The organism is Phytoactinopolyspora limicola, assembly GCF_011320225.1.
GTDB classification, from domain to species: Bacteria; Actinomycetota; Actinomycetes; order Jiangellales; family Jiangellaceae; genus Phytoactinopolyspora; species Phytoactinopolyspora limicola.
Window position 1 is genome coordinate 547,756 of the sequence record NZ_JAAOEN010000002.1, and the last position, 18,817, is coordinate 566,572.

The following is an 18,817-nucleotide window of genomic DNA, read 5'->3' on the forward strand; positions in this document are numbered from 1 at the left end:
AACGTGGCGTGGTCATCGATGCTGCGAAGCCGGGCCGCCGTGGGCGTTCACCAGAGCGTCACGGTCCCGAACTGGGCGAAGGCCGGATCTTTGGTGACGAGGTCCAACTGCTCATGCTCGCTCTGCGCGGCGAGCATCCGATCGAACGGATCCCGATGCACGACGTCGAAGCTGCCGGCCCGGAGGCTGTGCAGGTGGCTGATCGGCAGATGTTCAAATTGGTCGGCAGCCACCAGCTCGGTGAATCGCTCCGCTGCCTGTGGAATGGCGCCGAGTTTGCCAATCCGTTGCTTCGTGGCGATCTCCCACGCCGACGCCGCGCTGACGAAGACGTCATTGGCCGGGTCGGCGATCACCCGCCGTGCAGTGCCGGAGAGCCGGTCGTCGTCGGTGAACCACCACAGCAGCACATGCGTATCCAGCAAGATTCGCATCAGGCAAAGTCCCATGCATCCAACTCGTCGTCGGGCAGCGACTCGAAGAACTCGTCACCTAGGCGGCCAGATAGCCGACCCGGCTGCCGACCACCAGTGTCAGCGGCCAACGGCATCAACCGAGCATACGGAACGCCGGCCTTGGCCACGATGATCTCCTGCCCGGCGTGGGCCTGTGCGAGCAGCTTGGAGAAGTGTGTCTTGGCCTGATGCACGTTGACAACGACGCTCATGGCGGCTCCTGTGGACTAAGTCGTTAGACTAAGTCTAACATTCCATCAATCTGTTCGAGCTGCGAACTTCGGCGTCCCGCTACGCCCCGAGCCGCCCGCCACCGTGGAATTTTCTCCAATCCGCCTGAAGCCAAGGCACCTACCATGGCGCCATGACGGAAGGCGCGACGCGACCGGCCCGGATCGAGGACGTCCACGAACTCGCGCTGGAGATGCCACACGTCACCATCGACTACTCCACCGGCGAGGACAATCCCGTCTACCAGGTGGGCGGAAAGATGTTCGTCTTCTTCCGCAACCCGCGGCCCGATGCGTTCGACCCGGTCACCGGAGAGCGCTACCAGGACGTGATCGTCTTCTGGGTAGGGTCCGACGCCGACAAACAGGCACTCATCCAGGACGAGTCCACACCGTTCTTCACCACACCGCACTTCAACGGCCACAAGTCCGTACTGGTGCGGGCCGGCCGCCTTGGCGAACTCACCGTGGCCGAGCTGCGAGAGGTCGTGCAGGATGCCTGGCTGTCACGTGCTTCGACCCGCCGGGCCAAGGAATGGCTGAGCACACATCCGCCGTCGACCTAAAGGCCGCGCGGCCGGCCACTCCCATTCCGCGCGGCCTCATAGGCACGTGCCGTTGCCGAACACCGCGCCCGAGCGGCAGCCCGCCGAGCAGCGGGGTGAGTCAGCGTTCAGGAAGGTCGTCGTTGGTCGCCGCGTCGAGTAGTTCGAGCACGTGGTGGTACTCCCGGCCGGTGGCCTGGGTCATCCCCATCTCGCACGTGCGGTTGGACGAGGCGTAGGCCCACACGTCGTGTTCGGCGAGTTCGGCCGCTTCGGCCCGCGTCGCCCCACTCGTCAGCTCGGGGTAGAACAGGCCACGATCACCCGCGAAGCCACAACAACCCCACGCCGCCGGAACAACCACCCGTTCAGCCGCCGCCTCCGCTACGGCACGTACGTCGTCGACGGTGCCCATGTGCACGTTGGAACAGGTCGGGTGGATCGCCAAGGACCGCAGCCGCCGGTGCACTCGCAGCTCCGGCAGCACCGACTCGCGGACGAACGTCACCGCGTCGAGCACCCGCAGCCGCTCGAACCGCGCGCGGTCGGGAGCGTCGAGAGCGGCCCCGAGGTGGTCCAGTCCGTGAGCACACGAGGACGCGTCGCAGGCGACGGGCAACTCCCCGCCACGCGAGGCATCCCAGACCGCGCGGAACACCCGCCGGGCCATCTCTGCGTTTCCACTGGTGAAACCCTTGGATGCCCAGGGCGTTCCGCAGCAGAGCCCGTCGATCCCGTCGGGGACGGCCACGGCCACCCCGGCCCGCTCACACAACCGCAGGAAAGCCGTCGTCGCTCCCGGGCCGGCCAACTCGCCACCGGCTGGGCCGAACATCGCCCCCACACACGCCGGGAAGAACACCACCGACGCGTCCGGCGGCGCCTGCGGAGCCGGCCGCGGCGGCCCGGCCGGCGGCAGCCCGTGGCTCAGCTGAGGGACCAGCCCTGCACCCAGCATCGTGCGGCCGGCCCGGCTAGCGCCGGACAGCACCGGACCGGGTACCGCCTGCGCAACCTTCAGGCCGGCCCGCACCCCGCGCACCGCACCGGCCCAGTGCCGGGCCGCGGTCAGCCCGGCACGCTGCGCGATCGCACCATTCCGATCCGCCCGCATCTCCTTCATCACCGCGCCGGTGTCGATGTTCACCGGGCATGCGGTGACACACAACGAGTCCGCCGCGCAGGTATCGACGGCGGCGTAGCTGTACTCCGCTTCCAGTTGCCGACGGCGCTCCCCGGTGGCCGCGGCGATCTCGCGCATGAGCACGATGCGCTGCCGAGGTGTGGTGGTGGTGTTCCGCGACGGGCAGACCGGCTCGCAGTAACCACACTCGACGCAGCTGTCCACCGCTTCGTGGACCGCCGGAACCACCTTGAGGTTCTTGACGTGTGCCTGTGGATCGTCGTCGATCAGCACGCCTGGGTTGAGCAGGCCGGCGGGATCGAACAGCCGCTTGATCTCCCGCATCACGTCGTAGATCTGATCACCGAACTGGCGGCGGACGAACGGCGCCATGATCCGCCCAGTGCCGTGTTCGGCTTTGAGCGAGCCGTCGCGGCCGAGCACCAGGTCGACGAGGTCGTCGGTGAACTCCTCGTAGCGGGCGAGCTCGGCTGGTTCGGCAAGGTTCGGATTGATCATGAAGTGTAGGTTGCCGTCTTTGGCGTGGCCGAAGATCACCGCGTCGTCGTAGCCATGGGTGGCGAACAACCCGATCAGCTCACTCACGGTGGCGGTCAGGACGGGAACGGGAACAACGACGTCCTCCAGCAGCGCCGTCGACCCGACGGGCCGCGCTCCGGCGACGGCAGCGTAGAGGCCTTTACGTACCCGCCACAGTTGGCTGCGGGTAGCGGCGTCGGTGGTGAGGGCAGCTGGTGCGTCGAGGGTGAGCCGGCCCAACGACACCTGCGCGGCGCCGACCATCTCGGTCAGCTCCACCGCCGTCCCCGCCTGGTACTCCACCAGCAGTGCCGTGTGCCCAGCGACATTCACTCCGGCGATCGCGTCCGGGACCGCTGGGTCGGCCTGAGCCACCCGCAACGACGCCGCGTCCAGCAGCTCGATGGCCCGGGCGCCGGAAGCGATGAGTGCTTCCAGCGCGTCGGTGGCCCGCGGCAACGAGTCGAACACCAGCAGGGTGGTGGCCGCGTGCGGCAGCAGCGGTACGGTGCGCAGCGTGGCCTCGGCGACAAAACCGAGGGTGCCCTCGCTGCCGACCATCAGATGGGTGAGGATGTCGACCGGCTCGTCGTGGTCGAGCAGGGCGTTGACCCCGTAGCCCATGGTGTTCTTCATGGAGAACTGGTGCTCGATGACCGCGCGCATCGCCGCGCTGCCGCGCACCTGATCACGCAGCCGCAACAGGCCAGCGTAAAGGTCTGGCTCCTGCGCCCGTAGCCGAGCGTCGGCGCCCACCGCACCGGTGTCGACGATGGTCCCGCTGGGCAGCACCACCACCATAGATTCGATGGTCCGGTACGCGGTGTCGACCGTGCCACATGACATACCGCTCGAGTTGTTCGCGACGACCCCGCCGATGGTGCACGCGGACTCACTCGCCGGATCCGGCCCGAGCCGCCGGCCGTAGCGGGCCAGCCGCGCGTTGACCTGGCGTAACGTCAGACCGGGTTGAACTTTGACCCGGGCGCCGTCGTCGAGGATCTCCAGACCGGTGAACTGGCGACGGGTATCCACCAGCAACCCGTCCGACGACGCCTGCCCCGACAGGCTCGTCCCGGCCGACCGGAACGTGACGGGCAACTCGTGCCGCCGGGCGATGCGCATCGCGTCGGCGACGTCGCGTGCACCGCTCGCCTCCAGCACAGCACGTGGGTGTAGCAGGTAGTGCGACGCGTCATGCGCCATCGCGGCCAGGTCGGTGACGGACGTCCGCACCGCCTCGGGCCCGGCGAGGTGGCGAAGCTCGGCGACGACAGCATCGTCCGGGGCGAGGGCAGCGGTCATGAAGCAACCGTACCGCCTGGTGATTTTCCGACCCGACGGCCACCACTGCTTGGCTCCACGGGCGAATCCGTTATCAGGACCTTTCTCTGGGCGTTCCGACGACGATTTCGCCCGTGAAGCGGCCCCCTGGATACTGGCGGGGTGGCAGATTCCGACCTTGCACACCCGCTGAGCCCGCATACTCGCCTCGTCACCGCCGGGCGGCCGGCAGCCGAACCCGACGCCCCGCTCAACGAACCGGTGATGTTCGCATCGACCTACCATGCCGGCGGCGAACGTGGTTACGGCCGTTACGGCAACCCCACGTGGGAGGCGTTCGAGCAGGTGCTCGGCGACCTCGAAGGTGGCACGGCGCTGACGTTCTCGTCCGGGATGGCCGCCACCAGTGCGGTGTTGTCGCTGCTTCCGGAAGGGGCTGTCGTCGTCGCCCCCGAAACCGCCTACCTGGGTGTTCTGGATCAGCTCCGGGAACGACGAGACGCCGGGCGGATCCAGCTACGACACGTCGACATCACGGACCCGACCGAGATCAAAGACGCCGTCCAAGAAGCCGCCATGCTGTGGCTGGAGTCACCGGCCAACCCGAAGCTGGAGGTCGCCGACGTGGCGTCGGCCAGCGCCGCCGCCCGCGATGCCGGTGCGATCACCGTGGTGGACAACACGTTCGCCACCCCGCTTCTCCAGCGACCGCTCGCACTCGGCGCCGACATCGTGGTCCACAGCGCGACCAAACTGATCTCCGGTCACTCCGATGTCGTCCTCGGGGCCACGGTGACCACCAACGATGACACTCGTGGGCGGCTCGAGCGGTATCGCCGGCTGCACGGCGCGATTCCCAGCCCCATGGACACCTTCCTGGCCCTGCGCGGCCTACGTACGCTCGGTGTCCGGCTGGACCGAGCCCAGGCCAACGCGGCTACCCTCGTCGAACGGCTCGGCGCACACCCCGCCGTGACCACCGTCCGCTACCCCGGCTCCGGGACCATCTGCTCGATCGAGGTGGCCGGCGGGGCTGAAGGCGCTGACCGGGTGGTGGGGTCGGTGCGGCTGTGGGTGAACACGACCAGCCTCGGCGGGGTGGAGTCGACCCTAGAACGACGGCGCCGCTGGCCCAGCGAGAGCGAGACGGTCGACGTATCGCTGATCCGGCTATCCGTCGGCATCGAAGACGTCGACGACCTATGGGCCGACCTCGCTCAAGCGCTCGACACCGCTGCGGCCCCATGATGCGCCGCCTCACCACCGTGAACGACGTGGCGGCGGCCAGCGGCCACGACGCCATGGTGTGTTGGGCGGCGCAGCGGCTGCCCGCCGATGGCGCCGCCTTCCGGTACGGGGCCGCGGTCGCCGTCGCCGCGCCCGCCCTGTTCCGGCGCGACCGGCTGGTGATCCGCGGCCCGGTCGACGACGCGACGACCCTCCTCGAGCATCTGCTGCCGTCGCTACCGGACAGCTACGGCCTGCTCTCAGGGTCACCGTTGATCCACGAACTCGCCGGCCGGCTCCCCTCGCTGCAGGTCGTATCGGAGTTCGGCTGGATGGAGGCGACCTCGCTCGAGCCGGTTCCAGCCGGGGCGGCCGACTGGTTACGTGAGGACACCTATGAAGAAGTGACCGCGCTCATCTCCCGGGTGTACCCCGGCTCCTACGCGTTACCCGGAGAGTACCCGGACCACCGTTGGGCCGGGGTGCGCGATGACGCCGGCCAGCTGGTGGCGGTGGGGTCGGACTCGGGCACCGGCGGTGGGGTCGGCTTCGTCTCCGCTGTGGTCAGCGAACCACAGCTCCGGGGGCGCGGCCATGCCCGGGCGGTAGCCTCGTTCGTCGCCCATGACCTGCTCGAACGTTACGGCCGGGTGGCGCTGATGGTCGACGACACCAACCACGCGGCGATCCGCCTCTACGAACGACTGGGATTCGTCGGTGAGTCCGTCGCCGCGGCTGCCCTATCCGACACGTCGCCGGCCACCCGGCGCGAACTCCACGTGAGCAGCCGCTCCAGCGGTCCACGGCCGAGAGTCAGTCTCCAGAGCGACGCCACGGCCAGGGTCACCAGGACGAACCACAGGTAGACCTGGTTCCCGGACATGTCCCAGAGGGACTCCTCGAGCAGTGCGATGGCGACGACGTGCCCGCAGTAGGCGGTCAGCGCCATCGCCCCGGTGGCGGCGAGCGGGAACACGAGCCACCGCACCCGGTCGGCGACCATCAGGCACAGTGCGATCACCCCCAGGGCCACGCCGGCCGAGCCCACTACCTCGAACGGGGTGCCCGAGTGTGGTGCGGCGCCACCTAGCGCCCGTAGATCGACGTCGCTCCAGCTGAAGCCGTCGTCGTCGTAGTCCGGTCCATCGTCATCCCAGTCGCCGGATGGGCCGCCCGGGGGCTCGCAGTAATAGGTGCCATCGCCGTAGTCGAAACACTCCATGCCGGAGACGTCGATCTGATCGCCCGGCACCCGATCGTCGTCGAACCCGCCGTCGATGTCGTCGAACTCGCCGGCCCCATCCGCGCCATCCGTGACTTCCACACCGTCGGGCATGTCGTCACCGTCGAAGGACTCGGTGGTCGCCGCACCCAACCCGTATCCGACGACGGCCAACATGACCCCCGCGGCCAGCAGCAACGCCCGCACTCTGGCGGCTGTTAGGTCGAGCCGCCCCACCCCGATTCCCACCAGGGGAAAGACGATCCAGATCAGGGCGGGGTAGGTGCCGGCAACGAGGATGTCACCGAGCGTCGAGCCCGACTGGTATTGCAGCCATGCCGAGGCCACCAGGTGGAGCACCGGCATCACGACGGCCAGCACGCCAGCCACGATGAAGAGCCGACGCGGCCGCCAGGACAGGAACGGCAAAGCCAGCACGAAGAGCACCGCGTAGTACTCGAGGATCACCGCGACGCTGGAGCCGAACGTGTCCAGGATGCTACCGAGCGCGAACAGCCAGGCGGCCCGGACGAAGATCCGGATTCGGCAACGTACCAGCTCGGCCCCCTCGTAGACCCGGGTCCGGCCGGACAGGATCGCCATGGACACCCCGGCGAGCACCGCGAACAGAATCGACGATCGGCCGTGCGCCACCTCGAGCCAACTCGACGGGTTGAACAGGTTCAGCGACTCCGAGGTGAACGCTAGATGCGCGGCGAACATGCCGAGCACGGCAAGGCCCCGAGCCACGTCGAGCCCGGTGATACGAGCGGTGGATCTGGATGCCGGCGACACCGCTGGGCTACGTGCGGGGTCGGTTTGAACAGCAGACTGCAACGAGGGTTCCTTTCAAGCGGCCCCGACCCGCGCCCGTCGCACATGAGTGTGCACCCGGTTATCCGGTCAGTTCTTCAGTCGGGGTGTCATCCGCGAACAGCAGATCATAACCGGTGTACTCAGCCGATGAGTGAACTGTGAAGAAACGGTTCAGACCAGGACCTTGGCATCCAGGCGCCGACCGCGCGTGCCTTGATCATGTGCGAGCTACACCCCCAATCAGGGGGCGAAGTCGCACATGATCACCTGACGACGTCAGCCCGGCCGACCGGGCCCTCGCCCGATCACGGCCGGGTCAGAGTAAGCCGCAGCCGCCACGCCGCCAGGCTCATCAGCACCACTGCGAACGCCGCCAGCACGCCCAGCTGGGGCAGGATGTCGACCAGCGTGCCACCTCGGCGGCTGAGTTCGACGAACGCCTCGTTCGCCCAGGCATGCGGCGTGATGTTGGCGACGGTGCGCATGGTGCCGCTGAACAGGTCGAGCGGCAACATACTCCCGCCGAGTGCGCCGAGGCCCAGGCCCACCATCACGGTGATACCAGCGGCCTGCTCGTCGTTGTGCATCACCGCACCGACCAGCATCGCCGCCCCAGCGGCCACCGCGGCGAACACGGCGAGCAACACGACGGCGGCGGGAATGTTGCCCCAGGACACACCGAACAACACGGCTGTAGTGGCCATGATGTAGACCGCCTGGAACATGCCGACACCCCACCGGCCGGCGCCTTCACCAACCACGATGAGCCGCAGACTGGTGGGGGTCGCGACCATCCGTCGGCTGACACCGTACTGACGGCTCTGGATCAACGCCGACGCTCCGGTTAGCGCGTTGAGGAACGTCATCAGCAGCAGGATGCCAATCGCGACCTGATCGATGCCGAGGGGTTCGTCGTCGGGGTCCGCGCCCCCGGCCAGAACCCGGTTGATCTCCACCGGCGCCCCGGCAGCGACGGTGCGCTCGACCACTTCGCCGATGTCATCAGCGGCCGCGTCGGTCAGCGTGAGCAGGTAACCAGTGACGTCCGCGGCCACCGCCTCGGCCTCGAACGCTCTCATCACCACCCCCTCGACCTGGGTTGAGCCGTCGCCGGGCCCCAGCATCACCGTCAGCTCAACACCTGCCCCGCCGCGCAGGGCATCTTCGGCGTCGTCGGGAACGGCCACCCCCAGCACGACGTCGCGGTCTTCGACCAGGTCGCGGAGCTCCGCGGAACTGTCGACCCGCTGAACCGAAGCCGCACCGGTGTCCTCCAGCCGTTCGACACTCCGGTCGACGAAGGCCCCGGTGCCGGCGACGGCGACGTCTGGGGCATCGTCGTCGTCGGCGAACTGCGAACCAATGACGAACACGATCAGCAGCGGAAACACCAGCACGAAGAAGAGGTTGGCCCGCTCCCGGAACATCCGGAGCAGGTTGAACGATGCGATCGACAACACCTTGGTCATGGCCGCAACCTCCTCCGCAACAACACGGCCGCGGGCACGCCGGCCACCACCGCGATAACGGCCATCGCGAGCACCGGGCGGCCGACCACCGTCCAGGTCGTCGCGTCGGTCAGGTCCTCCAGTCCGTTGAGGAACCAGTAGTGCGGAGTCATCTTGGCCAGAAGGCCCATCAGCCCCTCACCGCTGACCGGGAACCAGGATCCACCCAGCATGGCTAGACCAACCGCGATGATCGCCTGTGCGGCGCTGGCTCCTTCGGACGTCTTGGCGATACCCGCAACGATGGCCATCAACGCCACCGCGGTCAGCACGGCGCTCACCACGAGCGCCGACACACCGAGCCATGGCCCCCAGTCGGCGCCCATCAGGAGGGTGCCCGTGACCATGAGGATCATCGTGGCCAGCACCCCGAGCAGGAAACTCACCGCTCCTTTGGCCGCGGTAATGGAATCACGTCGGATCGGTGCGGCCAGCAGTCGAGTGAGCGTCCCCGACTTCTTCTCGTCCAGCAGTGTGGTGACGCCGAATTGCACGGTGAAGAAGACGAACATCACCGCCATGCCGGCCATCATCCGGGCTCCGGTATCGAGCCCTTCGCCGCCCGGCCACACTCGGTCTAGTTCTATCCCCGTCGCCGGCGGCACCGGAGCGACGTCCAGTCCGAGCTCGTCGGCGGCACGTGCCAGCAGCCGGGCGCGCTCGATATTCGTGGTGAAACCGACCACGATCGACTCGGCCACCCCGGCCTGGACCGGCCGGTCCGGGTTCTCCACGAGACCCAGCTCAGGTGCACTCCCGCCGTCGGCCGTGACACGGTCGCCGAAGTCGTCCGGGATCACGATGACGGCGTCATAACCATCGGCGTCGATCACGGCGTCGGGATCGGCGTCCGCGTCCAGCACGGTTACCTCGAGGCCACCTTCGCCGTCGAGACCGGCGATGCCGGCACGGAGCTGGCTAGAGACGACCGAGCCGTCCGCGTCGACGACGGCGATGTCGACCTCCAGCTGTCCTTCGCCGAGGTCGCCCATGACGAGATCCAGCACGAAGGCGAGGACCAGCGGGGTCAGGATGCCGAGCAGAAAGAACGACTTGTCTCGCAACCGCTCCTTGAGGTCTTTGGCGGTGATGGTGACGACGGCGGACATCACTCGCGCAGCGCCTTCCCGGTCAAATGCAGGAAGACCGCCTCGAGATCCGGCCGGGCCAGATCGATCGAGCCGATCTGCGCCCCGGCGCCGGCCAGCCGCTCGATGATCGCCGACAACCGAGCCGACCCGTCATCGGCGAGTACGACGACGGCGTCGTCCTCGGCAGCCACATCAGTGACGCCGTCGAGCCCGCGCAGCCGGCTGGCCGCGTCGGCGACCTGACCGGTCACCTCGATCCGGATCCGCTCCTGTTCACCGATGCTCGCGGTCAGCTCGGCCCGGGTTCCCTCGGCGATCACCCGGCCGGAGTCGATGATGCCGATCCGGTCGCACAGCCGTTCGGCCTCTTCCATGTAGTGCGTCGTATACAGCACTGCCATACCCTCACCGGACAGTGTCTCGACCGACTCGAGGATGGCGTTGCGCGACTGCGGGTCGACACCGACGGTGGGCTCGTCGAGAATCAGCAGCCGGGGTGAATGCAGCAATCCGATGCCGATGTTCAACCGGCGTTTCATCCCGCCGGAGTATTTGCTGGTGCGGTCCTTGCGTCGGTCGGTGAGGCCGATGACGTCAAGGACCTCGGCGATCCGCGGGGCGCTGTCCCGCCGGGACATCCCATACAGGGCGGCGAAGAACTTGAGGTTCTCCTCCGCGGTCAGGTCCGGGTAGATGGCGAGATCCTGCGGCACCAGGCCGATCGCGGCTCGGCCACGGGTGGAACGTGGGCGGATCCGTTCACCAGCCACCATGACCGTACCTTCGTCCGCCTCCAGCAGACCAGCCAAGATGGAGATGGTGGTGGTTTTGCCGGCGCCATTTGGACCAAGCAGCCCGTACGTCTCACCAGCGTCGATGTGGAGGGAGACGTCGTTGACGGCGTGGATGTCCCCGAATGTCTTGTGCAGGCCGCTCGCCTCGGCGAGGCGAGTGCCGGGTATAACGGTCACGACGAGCCACCCTATCCGGTGCGCCGTCGCCTACTCGGCACCCCGTAGCGGAACGGGTTGGTGCCCCGCCGCTGCCCACCAGAGATCCTGGTAGGGGCCCGACACACCCACCAGGTCGGCATGTCGGCCCCGCTGGACGACCCGCCCGGCGTCCAACACGACCACCTCGTCCACCTCGTCCAGTCCAGTCAGCCGATGGGTGACCAGCAATGTGGCCCGGCCCCGCGTGGAGGCGAGCAAATCGGCCACTAGATCATCGGCGGTGTCGGGGTCGAGGCCTTCGGTCGGCTCGTCGAGCACCATCAACGGCGGGTCGGCCAAGAGAGCACGGGCTAGCCCGAGCCGCTGGCGTTGCCCACCCGACAACTGTCCGCCGGCTTCGCCGACCATCGTGTCCAGACCGTCAGGGAGCGAATCGACCCAGCTCAACAGGCGCGCATCGGCCAGCGCCGCCCGCAGCCGCTCGTCGTCAGCGGTGGGGTCGGCCAGGCGCAGGTTCTCCCGGACGGTTGTATGGAACAGGTGAGAGTCCTGGGTCACGCCAGCAATCCGGGCCCGGATGTCGTCACCGGCGTACTCCCTGATGTCGTGTCCATCCACCCGCACCGTGCCGGACTCAGGTTCGACGAAACGCATCAGGGCGGCCAGCAGAGTGCTCTTTCCGGAGCCGCTGGCGCCAACGACGGCTACCCGGCGGCCGGGTTCCAGCCGCAGATCGACACCGTTCAGCGCCGGCTCGCGGTCGCCGGCATAACGGACGGTCAGCTCGTCGACCTCGATCACAGGGTGGTGTCCTGGCGCCGGCCGGGGATGGTCAGGATCGGCTACCGGTGGTTCGGCGTCCAGCACGGCGAGCACGCGGGCGGCCGCCGCACGAGCCTCCAGGAGGTGCCGGGCCACTGGCACCAGAGGCAGGATCGGCTCGAACGAGATCAGCGCCACCAGAGCGAGCACCGGCACCATCACCGGAGCCAGGGTGCCGGCGGCGGCAGCGGACAACGCCAGGAGCGTGACGGCCACGGTGGTGGCGCCCTGCACGAGCATGCTGGCCGTTGTTGCCGTCGCGGTGGTGAGCGAGGCCCGGCGCTCTACCCGGGCCAGCTCGGTGCCCGCCTGTTCGGCTTCCATGAGTGCCTGTTCGGCGGCGCCGAAGACGGCGAGATCGGCACTGCCGTGGAGCAGGTCGACGGTGCGAGCGGCCAACTCCGCGCGGGCGGGGGCCAGCCGGCGGGCATTACGACGGCTGGCGGCAGCGGTCACCATGGGCACCACGACACCGGCGACGAGCAGACCTATCGCGAGGGTGACCCCCGCCATCGGCAGCGTGACGAAGCCGAAGCCCACCGCCAGAGCGGCCACCACGGCTGCCGTCGTGGCCGGCACGAACACCCGCACGACGGCATCCTGAACCGCCTCGACGTCGGCGACCATCCTGCTCAGCAGATCGGCGCTGCGGAACGACGGCAACCCGGCCGGCGCCAGCGGAACCAACGCGTCGTAGACCCGGCCACGTAGTGTCGCCAGGGCGCGCAGCGCGGCGTCATGGCTGGCCAACCGCTCGCCATACCGGAACAGACCGCGAGAGACCGCGAACGCACGCACCCCCACGATGGCCAAGCTGAGTGCGGCCAGCGGCGGCTGCTCGGCCGCCCGTGCGATCATCCAGGCCGCGGTGCCCATCAGTGCCAGCGTGGCCAGCTCCGCGATCGCGGAGGCGCTGACCGCCAACGCCAGCCGACCCGAGTGCGGCCGGATCAGCGCAAAGAGCCGACGCATCACCATCAGCGCGCCACCTCCGGACCGGCCACCATGGCCGGCAGGTCGACGAGTTGTCCTCGGTCGACTCTGACGACCCGGTCCGCGTCGGCCACCATAGCCGGGCGGTGGGCCACGACGAGCACCGTCCGGCCGGCCATCAACTGGGACGTGGCCTCGATGACGGCGGCCTCGCTGCCGGCGTCCAGCCCTGCGGTGGGCTCGTCGAGAAGCAGCAACGGGGCGTCCCGTAGGAAGGCGCGGGCCAGGGCGATACGTTGCCGTTGCCCGGCGGAAAGCCCGACACCGCGCTCACCGAGCTCGGTGAGGTATCCGCGTGGTAGTTGGCTGATGAACCCGTCCGCGTAGGCCAGCGTCGCCGCTCGTCGGACGTCGTCGTCGCTGGCGTCGGGGCGGCCGAGCCGGATGTTGTCCGCGACGGACCGCGCGAACAGATGCGGCCGCTGGGGGACCCACGCCAATCGCTCCCGCCACCCGTCGATGTCGACGTCGGCGAGGTCGACGGTCTTTCCGTCGTCGCCGCCGATCAGCACCCGGCCCGACGTTGGCCGCACCAGTCCGAGCAGCAGGTTCAACAACGTGCTTTTGCCCGCCCCGCTCGGTCCGACGAGCGCTACCCGCTGGCCCGCCTCGACGGTCAGCGACACGTGGTCGAGTGCGGGCTCCACCCTGCCGTCGTACTGGACGGTGACGTCGTCGAACGCTAGGCGACCCGTCAAGCGGAGGTTGGGCGGTTGGGTACCGGCCAGGGCGCGGCCGGGCATCGGCGAGCGAGGTGCGAGTGAGTCGCGGGTGAGGCCGGCATCCAACGGCGCAACCTCCGCGCCCGCTTCGTCGAGGATGGCGAATGCCCGAGACGCCACTTCGAGTCCTTCGGTGCTGGCGTGGAACTGCGACCCGAGAGTCCGCAGCGGCAGGTACGCCTCCGGTGCGAGAAGCAGGATCAGCAGTGCGGTGTGCAGATCGATACCGCCGTCGAGGAGGCGCAGGCCCACCGGCACGGCCACCAGCGCCACGGAGAGGGTAGCCACCAGCTCCAGAACCAACGCGGACAAGAAGGCCACCCGCAACGTCCGCATGGTGGCCAACCGATGCTGGTCGGCGCTGTCCCGAACCGCCTGTGCCTGCGCCTTGGCCCGGCCGAACACCCGCAGCGTCGGCAGCCCGGCCACGAGGTCGAGGAACCGGCCGCCGAGGCGTTCCAATGCCTGCCATTGCCGCGCGGTCGCCTTCTTCGTCTGCAATCCGACGAGCACACCGAAAATCGGAATCAGCGGCAGCGTGACGCAGATGATCAATGCGGAGGCGAGGTCGGCGGCGGCCAGCCGGATCACGACCGCGGCGGGCACCACGGCGGCGATGAAGAGCTGCGGAAAGTACCCGGTGAAGTAAGGGTCGAGTGCGTCGAGGCCACGACCGATGGTGGTGGTCAGCCGGCCGGCGTGTTGCCCGCCCACCCACCCCGGCCCCAGTTTCTGGATCCGGCCATGCACCTGCCCGCGAAGCGAAGCCTTAACCGAGGCAGCCGCCCGATGCGCGGTGGCCTGCTGCAGCCAGGACAGCCCGGCACGAACTGCCAAGACGCCGCCGAGCAACCCCACCACGCCGGCGATCTCACCGACTGCGGGCTGCCCCAAGACTCCGTCGGCCAACAGCCGGGCCAGTAGCTCGGCCTGCAGGATGATGAGTATGGCACCGGCCACCGCCATCAACATGAACGCGGTGGTGAAGAGCCTGCCGGCGGGCAAACTACCGATCAGGCGACGGGCCAGCTGGTTCAGAAGTACTCCCGACAGTTATGGGTACAGCCGTTAAGTCTTGTCAGCAAGTGTGGCAAGCGTGGATCGGTAGCTATCCGTCACCCCCTACCAGACCGGACAGCGTCTTGCTGGTCTGGTATGCCGGATGACCGCCAGATCGGGGCCGCGATCCGGCATAGAAGACCAGGAAGTGCGCGACACACCCGACTGGCCGAACCGACGCGACCAGAAGGCCGTCGCCATGCCGGCTGACCTCGGGTTGAGACGACGCGTGACCTAGACCACAATGGCTGCCATGCGACCACGTCAGGCGGACGACTAACCTGTACTAGAGCAGCGGCGGACTCTCACGCGAAAGAAGGCGATCGCTACCGTGGCCTCCACCGGCCCGCCAGCGGGTTTCGGACCGAATGACTGGCTTGTCGAGGAAATGTACGCAAGCTGGCTCGAAGACCCATCCAGCGTCGATCCGCAGTGGGCTGACTATTTCGCCGCCAGCGCGCAGCAGCCCACTTCCTCCAGCACCTCCTCCACCCCCCAAAAGACGACCACGTCCAGCTCGAGGACCACCGTGACTTCCCAGGCCGCGTCCGCTTCCTCCTCCACGTCCACATCTCCTCGTGGCACTTCCAACTCCGGATCCAGCAAAGATTCCGGGGCTACGGCCACCCCTAACACCTCGGCGACCACGCCCAGCAGGCCGGTGCCCGCGGGGGCATCCGGCGGGCGCGAGCCGGAGGCGCCGACGCGCACCTCCGCCACGGCCAAGCCGGCCCCATCCGATCAGGACGGCTCGCCGGCCGCTGACGAGAAGGTCCAGTTGCGCGGCGCCCCGGCGCGCACCGCGGTCAACATGGAGTCCAGTCTCGAGGTACCGACGGCCACCAGCGTCCGCGCGGTGCCGGCGAAGCTGCTGGTCGACAACCGGATCGTCATCAACAACCACCTCGCTCGGTCCCGGGGCGGCAAGGTGTCGTTCACCCACGTCATCGGCTTCGCTCTGGTGCGGGCGCTGCGGCAGATGCCGGAGATGAACTACGCGTTCGGCCAGACCGACAACGGCAAGCCGGCACTGGTCAAGCCGGCGCACGTGAACCTCGGACTGGCCATCGACATGAAGAAGTCCGACGGCACGCGGCAACTGTTGGTGCCCAGCATCAAAAACGCGGAGACGCTCAACTTCGCCGAGTTCTGGTCGGCCTACGAAGACCTGGTGCGGCGGGCCCGCGACGGCAAGCTGGCCATCGAAGACTTCGCTGGTACCACCATCAGCCTCACCAACCCGGGCACCATCGGCACGGTGCACTCGGTGCCCCGTCTGATGAAGGGCCAGGGCACCATCATCGGCGTCGGCGCCATGGAGTACCCAGCCGAGTACCAGGGCGCGGCCATCGAGACGCTGGCCCGGATCGGCGTCTCCAAAACCATGACGCTCACCAGCACCTATGACCACCGGGTCATCCAAGGTGCGCAGAGTGGTGAATTCCTCCGCATAGTGCATCAGCTCCTGCTCGGCGAGCATGGGTTCTACGACGAAATCTTCCAATCGCTGCGGATTCCGTACGAGCCCATCCGGTGGGCTACCGACGTCACCACCGACCACGCCGACGAAGTCAGCAAACAGGCCCGAGTGCTGGAGCTGATCCACGCCTACCGGGTCCGCGGTCACCTCATGGCCGACACCGACCCGCTGGAATACAAGCAGCGCACCCACCCGGACCTCGACGTCACCACCCACGGACTCACACTGTGGGATCTCGACCGCGAGTTCGCCACGGGGTCGTTCGGTGGCAGCAAACGGTTCATGAAGCTGCGCGACATCCTCGGGGTGCTGCGTAATGCGTACTGTCGCACCGTCGGCATCGAATACATGCACATTCAGGAGCCGGAGCAGCGACGCTGGATCCAGGAGCGGGTCGAGAAGCCGATCGACCTCACCCCGCGCGAAGACCAGCTGCGGATCCTTCTCAAACTCAACCAGGCGGAAGCGTTCGAGTCGTTCCTGCAGACCAAGTACGTCGGCCAGAAACGCTTCTCCCTCGAGGGTGGAGAGTCGCTCATCCCGCTGCTCGACGAAGTTGTGGCAGCGGCCGCCGAAGAGCAACTCGTCGAGGTCACCGTCGGCATGGCGCACCGAGGACGGCTCAACGTCCTCGCCAACATCGCCGGAAAGAGCTACTCACAGATCTTCGGTGAGTTCCAAGGCAACATCGACCCGCGCACGGTGCAAGGCTCCGGCGACGTCAAGTACCACCTCGGCGCGGAGGGCGAATACACCGCGCTCGATGGCTCGAAGATCAAGGTGTCGCTCAGCGCCAACCCCAGCCACCTCGAGGCGGTCAACCCGGTCCTGGAAGGCATCGCACGGGCCAAACAGGACATCCTCGACCGCGGGCAAGACTTCCCGGTGCTCCCGATCCTGGTGCACGGCGACGCCGCGTTCGCCGGTCAGGGTGTGGTCGCCGAGACGCTGAACCTGTCGCAGCTACGTGGTTACCGCACTGGTGGCACCGTCCACGTCGTCGTCAACAACCAGGTCGGCTACACCACGTCGCCGGAGGAATCGCGCTCGTCGATGTACTGCACCGACGTCGCCCGAATGGTGCAGGCGCCGATCTTCCACGTCAACGGCGACGACCCCGAGGCGTGCGCCCGAGTGGCCCGGATGGCGTTCGAGTTCCGGCAGGCGTTCAACAAAGACGTCGTCATCGACATGTTGTGCTACCGGCTACGCGGACACAACGAAGGCGACGACCCCAGCTACACGCAGCCGCTGATGTACGACCTCATCCGGGCCAAGCGGCCAGTCCGCAAGCTCTACACCGAGGCGCTGATCGGTCGCGGCGACATCACCATCGAAGAAGCCGAACAGGTGATGGCCGACTACCAGCAGCAACTGGAGCGGGTGTTCGCCGAAACCCGCCAGGCCGAGATCGCGGCCGCGTCCAGTGTGCCCAGCTACCCGGACAAGCCGGAACCCGAGGGTGCCATCGTCACCGCGGTGACACCGGAGGTCCTGAAGCGGATCGCCGACGCCTACCTCAACGTTCCGGACGGCTTCACCGTCCACCCCAAGGTTCTGCCCCAGTTGCAGCGGCGCGCGACGTCGCTCACCGACGGCGGAATCGACTGGGCGACCGCCGAGATCACCGCGTTCGGCTCGTTGCTGCTCGACCAGCGTCCAGTACGACTGGCCGGCCAAGACAGCCGCCGTGGCACGTTCGTGCAACGCTTCGCCGCCGTCGTCGACCGGAACACCGGCGCGGACTGGGTGCCGCTCCAGCATCTGGACGAGGGGCAGGCCAAGTTCTACGTCCACGACTCCCTGCTGTCCGAGTTCGCCGCCATGGGTTTCGAGTACGGCTACTCCGTCGCCCGGCCCGAGGCGCTGGTGCTCTGGGAGGCGCAGTTCGGCGACTTCGTCAACGGTGCGCAGACCATCATCGACGAGTTCTTGACCTCCGGCGAGACCAAGTGGGGACAACGCTCCGGCCTGGTCCTGCTGTTACCGCACGGCTATGAGGGCCAGGGCCCGGACCACTCGTCGGCCAGGATCGAACGGTTCCTGCTGATGGGGGCCGAAGAAGCGTTCCGGGTTGCCCAGCCGTCGACGCCGGCGTCGTACTTCCACATGCTCCGCCAGCATGCGCTCAGCCCGCACCACCGGCCGATGATCGTCTTCACCCCGAAGTCGATGCTACGGAGCAAGCGGGCCGTGTCGGAGCCGGACGACTTCACCGGAAGCACGTCGTTCCAGCCAATACTCGGTGATCCCGGCGGCATCGACCCGGCCAAGGTCGAGCGGGTCCTGCTGTGCAGCGGAAAGATCACCTGGGAGCTGTTGGCCGCTCGGGAGAAGCGCTCCGACGAGCGCACCGCCATCGTCCGGCTCGAGCAGCTCTATCCGCTGGCCACTGAGCAAATCCGGGCCCAACTAGCAGCGTTCCCGTCGTTGCGTGACGTGCGTTGGGTGCAGGACGAACCGGAGAACATGGGACCATGGCCGTTCCTTGCGCTCCACCTGCCGGCTCAGCTCCCCGAGGGCGTCAGCTTCCGCCAGGTCACCCGCCCGGCCAGCACGTCGCCGGCCGTGGGGTCGCCGGCACGACACATCGAGGAGCAGAACGAACTGCATGACGCCGCCTTCGGCTGAGTGCGGGTCGCCCAGCCGCGGCTGAACCTGGCCCTCAGCCGCGGCCGAGTTCGCGGGCCATGGCACCATTGCGGCAGATAGGCTACATGGGGCCCTTCGTCCGAGGGGCCCTACTG

12 protein-coding genes and 1 pseudogene are annotated in these 18,817 nt (G+C 67.9%); 4 read left to right on the forward strand and 9 right to left on the reverse strand.

From position 1 onward, the window contains the following. Positions 1-47 precede the first annotated feature (47 nt). On the reverse strand, positions 48-434 hold the full coding sequence (locus G8760_RS08180; protein ID WP_166349539.1) for a type II toxin-antitoxin system VapC family toxin: 387 nt from the start codon (positions 432-434) through the stop codon (positions 48-50). Next, positions 434-667 (reverse strand): type II toxin-antitoxin system Phd/YefM family antitoxin, encoded by a 234-nt coding sequence (locus G8760_RS08185; RefSeq protein ID WP_166349542.1) that lies wholly within the window; start codon positions 665-667, stop codon positions 434-436. Before G8760_RS08185 ends, G8760_RS08180 begins: the two co-directional genes overlap by 1 nt. A gap of 152 nt (positions 668-819) precedes the next feature. Between G8760_RS08185 and G8760_RS08190 the strand changes: the two genes are divergently transcribed. Beyond that, positions 820-1,251, forward strand: a complete 432-nt coding sequence (locus tag G8760_RS08190; RefSeq protein WP_166349545.1) for an MmcQ/YjbR family DNA-binding protein — start codon at positions 820-822, stop codon at positions 1,249-1,251. 100 nt (positions 1,252-1,351) lie between these two features. Here G8760_RS08190 and G8760_RS08195 read toward each other — a convergent pair whose 3' ends face one another. After that, a complete protein-coding gene (locus G8760_RS08195) occupies positions 1,352-4,198 on the reverse strand; it encodes an FAD-binding and (Fe-S)-binding domain-containing protein (RefSeq protein ID WP_166349548.1) in 2,847 nt (948 codons plus the stop codon). Between the two features lie 141 nt (positions 4,199-4,339). On the opposite strand from G8760_RS08195, the gene G8760_RS08200 reads away from it, so the two are divergent. Beyond that, the gene (locus G8760_RS08200) at positions 4,340-5,425 is read left to right on the forward strand and encodes a trans-sulfuration enzyme family protein (protein ID WP_166349551.1); all 1,086 of its coding nucleotides are present in this window, start codon (positions 4,340-4,342) and stop codon (positions 5,423-5,425) included. Positions 5,426-5,736: 311 nt separating this feature from the next. Continuing rightward, positions 5,737-6,057 (forward strand): annotated as a pseudogene (locus G8760_RS30215) (GNAT family N-acetyltransferase); the annotation flags it as partial. Positions 6,058-6,098: 41 nt separating this feature from the next. On the opposite strand, the gene G8760_RS08205 reads toward G8760_RS30215, so the two are convergent. The 6 genes from G8760_RS08205 to cydD all read right to left on the reverse strand — a co-directional run bounded on the left by G8760_RS08205 (position 6,099) and on the right by cydD (position 14,503). Further along, the gene (locus G8760_RS08205) at positions 6,099-7,463 is read right to left on the reverse strand and encodes a heparan-alpha-glucosaminide N-acetyltransferase domain-containing protein (RefSeq protein WP_166349554.1); all 1,365 of its coding nucleotides are present in this window, start codon (positions 7,461-7,463) and stop codon (positions 6,099-6,101) included. A 284-nt stretch (positions 7,464-7,747) separates the two neighbouring features. Further along, positions 7,748-8,911 carry an ABC transporter permease gene (locus G8760_RS08210; protein ID WP_166349557.1) on the reverse strand — a complete coding sequence of 388 codons (1,164 nt, stop codon included), beginning with the start codon at positions 8,909-8,911 and terminating at the stop codon, positions 7,748-7,750. Then, the gene (locus tag G8760_RS08215) at positions 8,908-10,059 is read right to left on the reverse strand and encodes an ABC transporter permease (RefSeq protein WP_166349560.1); all 1,152 of its coding nucleotides are present in this window, start codon (positions 10,057-10,059) and stop codon (positions 8,908-8,910) included. The genes G8760_RS08210 and G8760_RS08215 overlap by 4 nt, the downstream gene beginning before the upstream one ends. Then, positions 10,059-11,012: an ABC transporter ATP-binding protein gene (locus G8760_RS08220; protein ID WP_207782138.1), complete on the reverse strand. Its 954-nt coding sequence runs from the start codon at positions 11,010-11,012 to the stop codon at positions 10,059-10,061. Before G8760_RS08220 ends, G8760_RS08215 begins: the two co-directional genes overlap by 1 nt. A gap of 30 nt (positions 11,013-11,042) precedes the next feature. Further along, positions 11,043-12,794, reverse strand: coding sequence for a thiol reductant ABC exporter subunit CydC (gene cydC, locus G8760_RS08225; RefSeq protein ID WP_246222477.1), 1,752 nt, complete (start codon positions 12,792-12,794; stop codon positions 11,043-11,045). Beyond that, entirely contained in the window at positions 12,794-14,503 is a 1,710-nt protein-coding gene (gene cydD, locus G8760_RS08230) for a thiol reductant ABC exporter subunit CydD (protein ID WP_166350034.1), read from the reverse strand. Before cydD ends, cydC begins: the two co-directional genes overlap by 1 nt. 409 nt (positions 14,504-14,912) lie before the next feature. Between cydD and G8760_RS08235 the strand changes: the two genes are divergently transcribed. Further along, a complete protein-coding gene (locus tag G8760_RS08235; protein WP_166350038.1) occupies positions 14,913-18,701 on the forward strand; it encodes a multifunctional oxoglutarate decarboxylase/oxoglutarate dehydrogenase thiamine pyrophosphate-binding subunit/dihydrolipoyllysine-residue succinyltransferase subunit in 3,789 nt (1,262 codons plus the stop codon). The last annotated feature ends 116 nt before the right edge of the window (positions 18,702-18,817 follow it).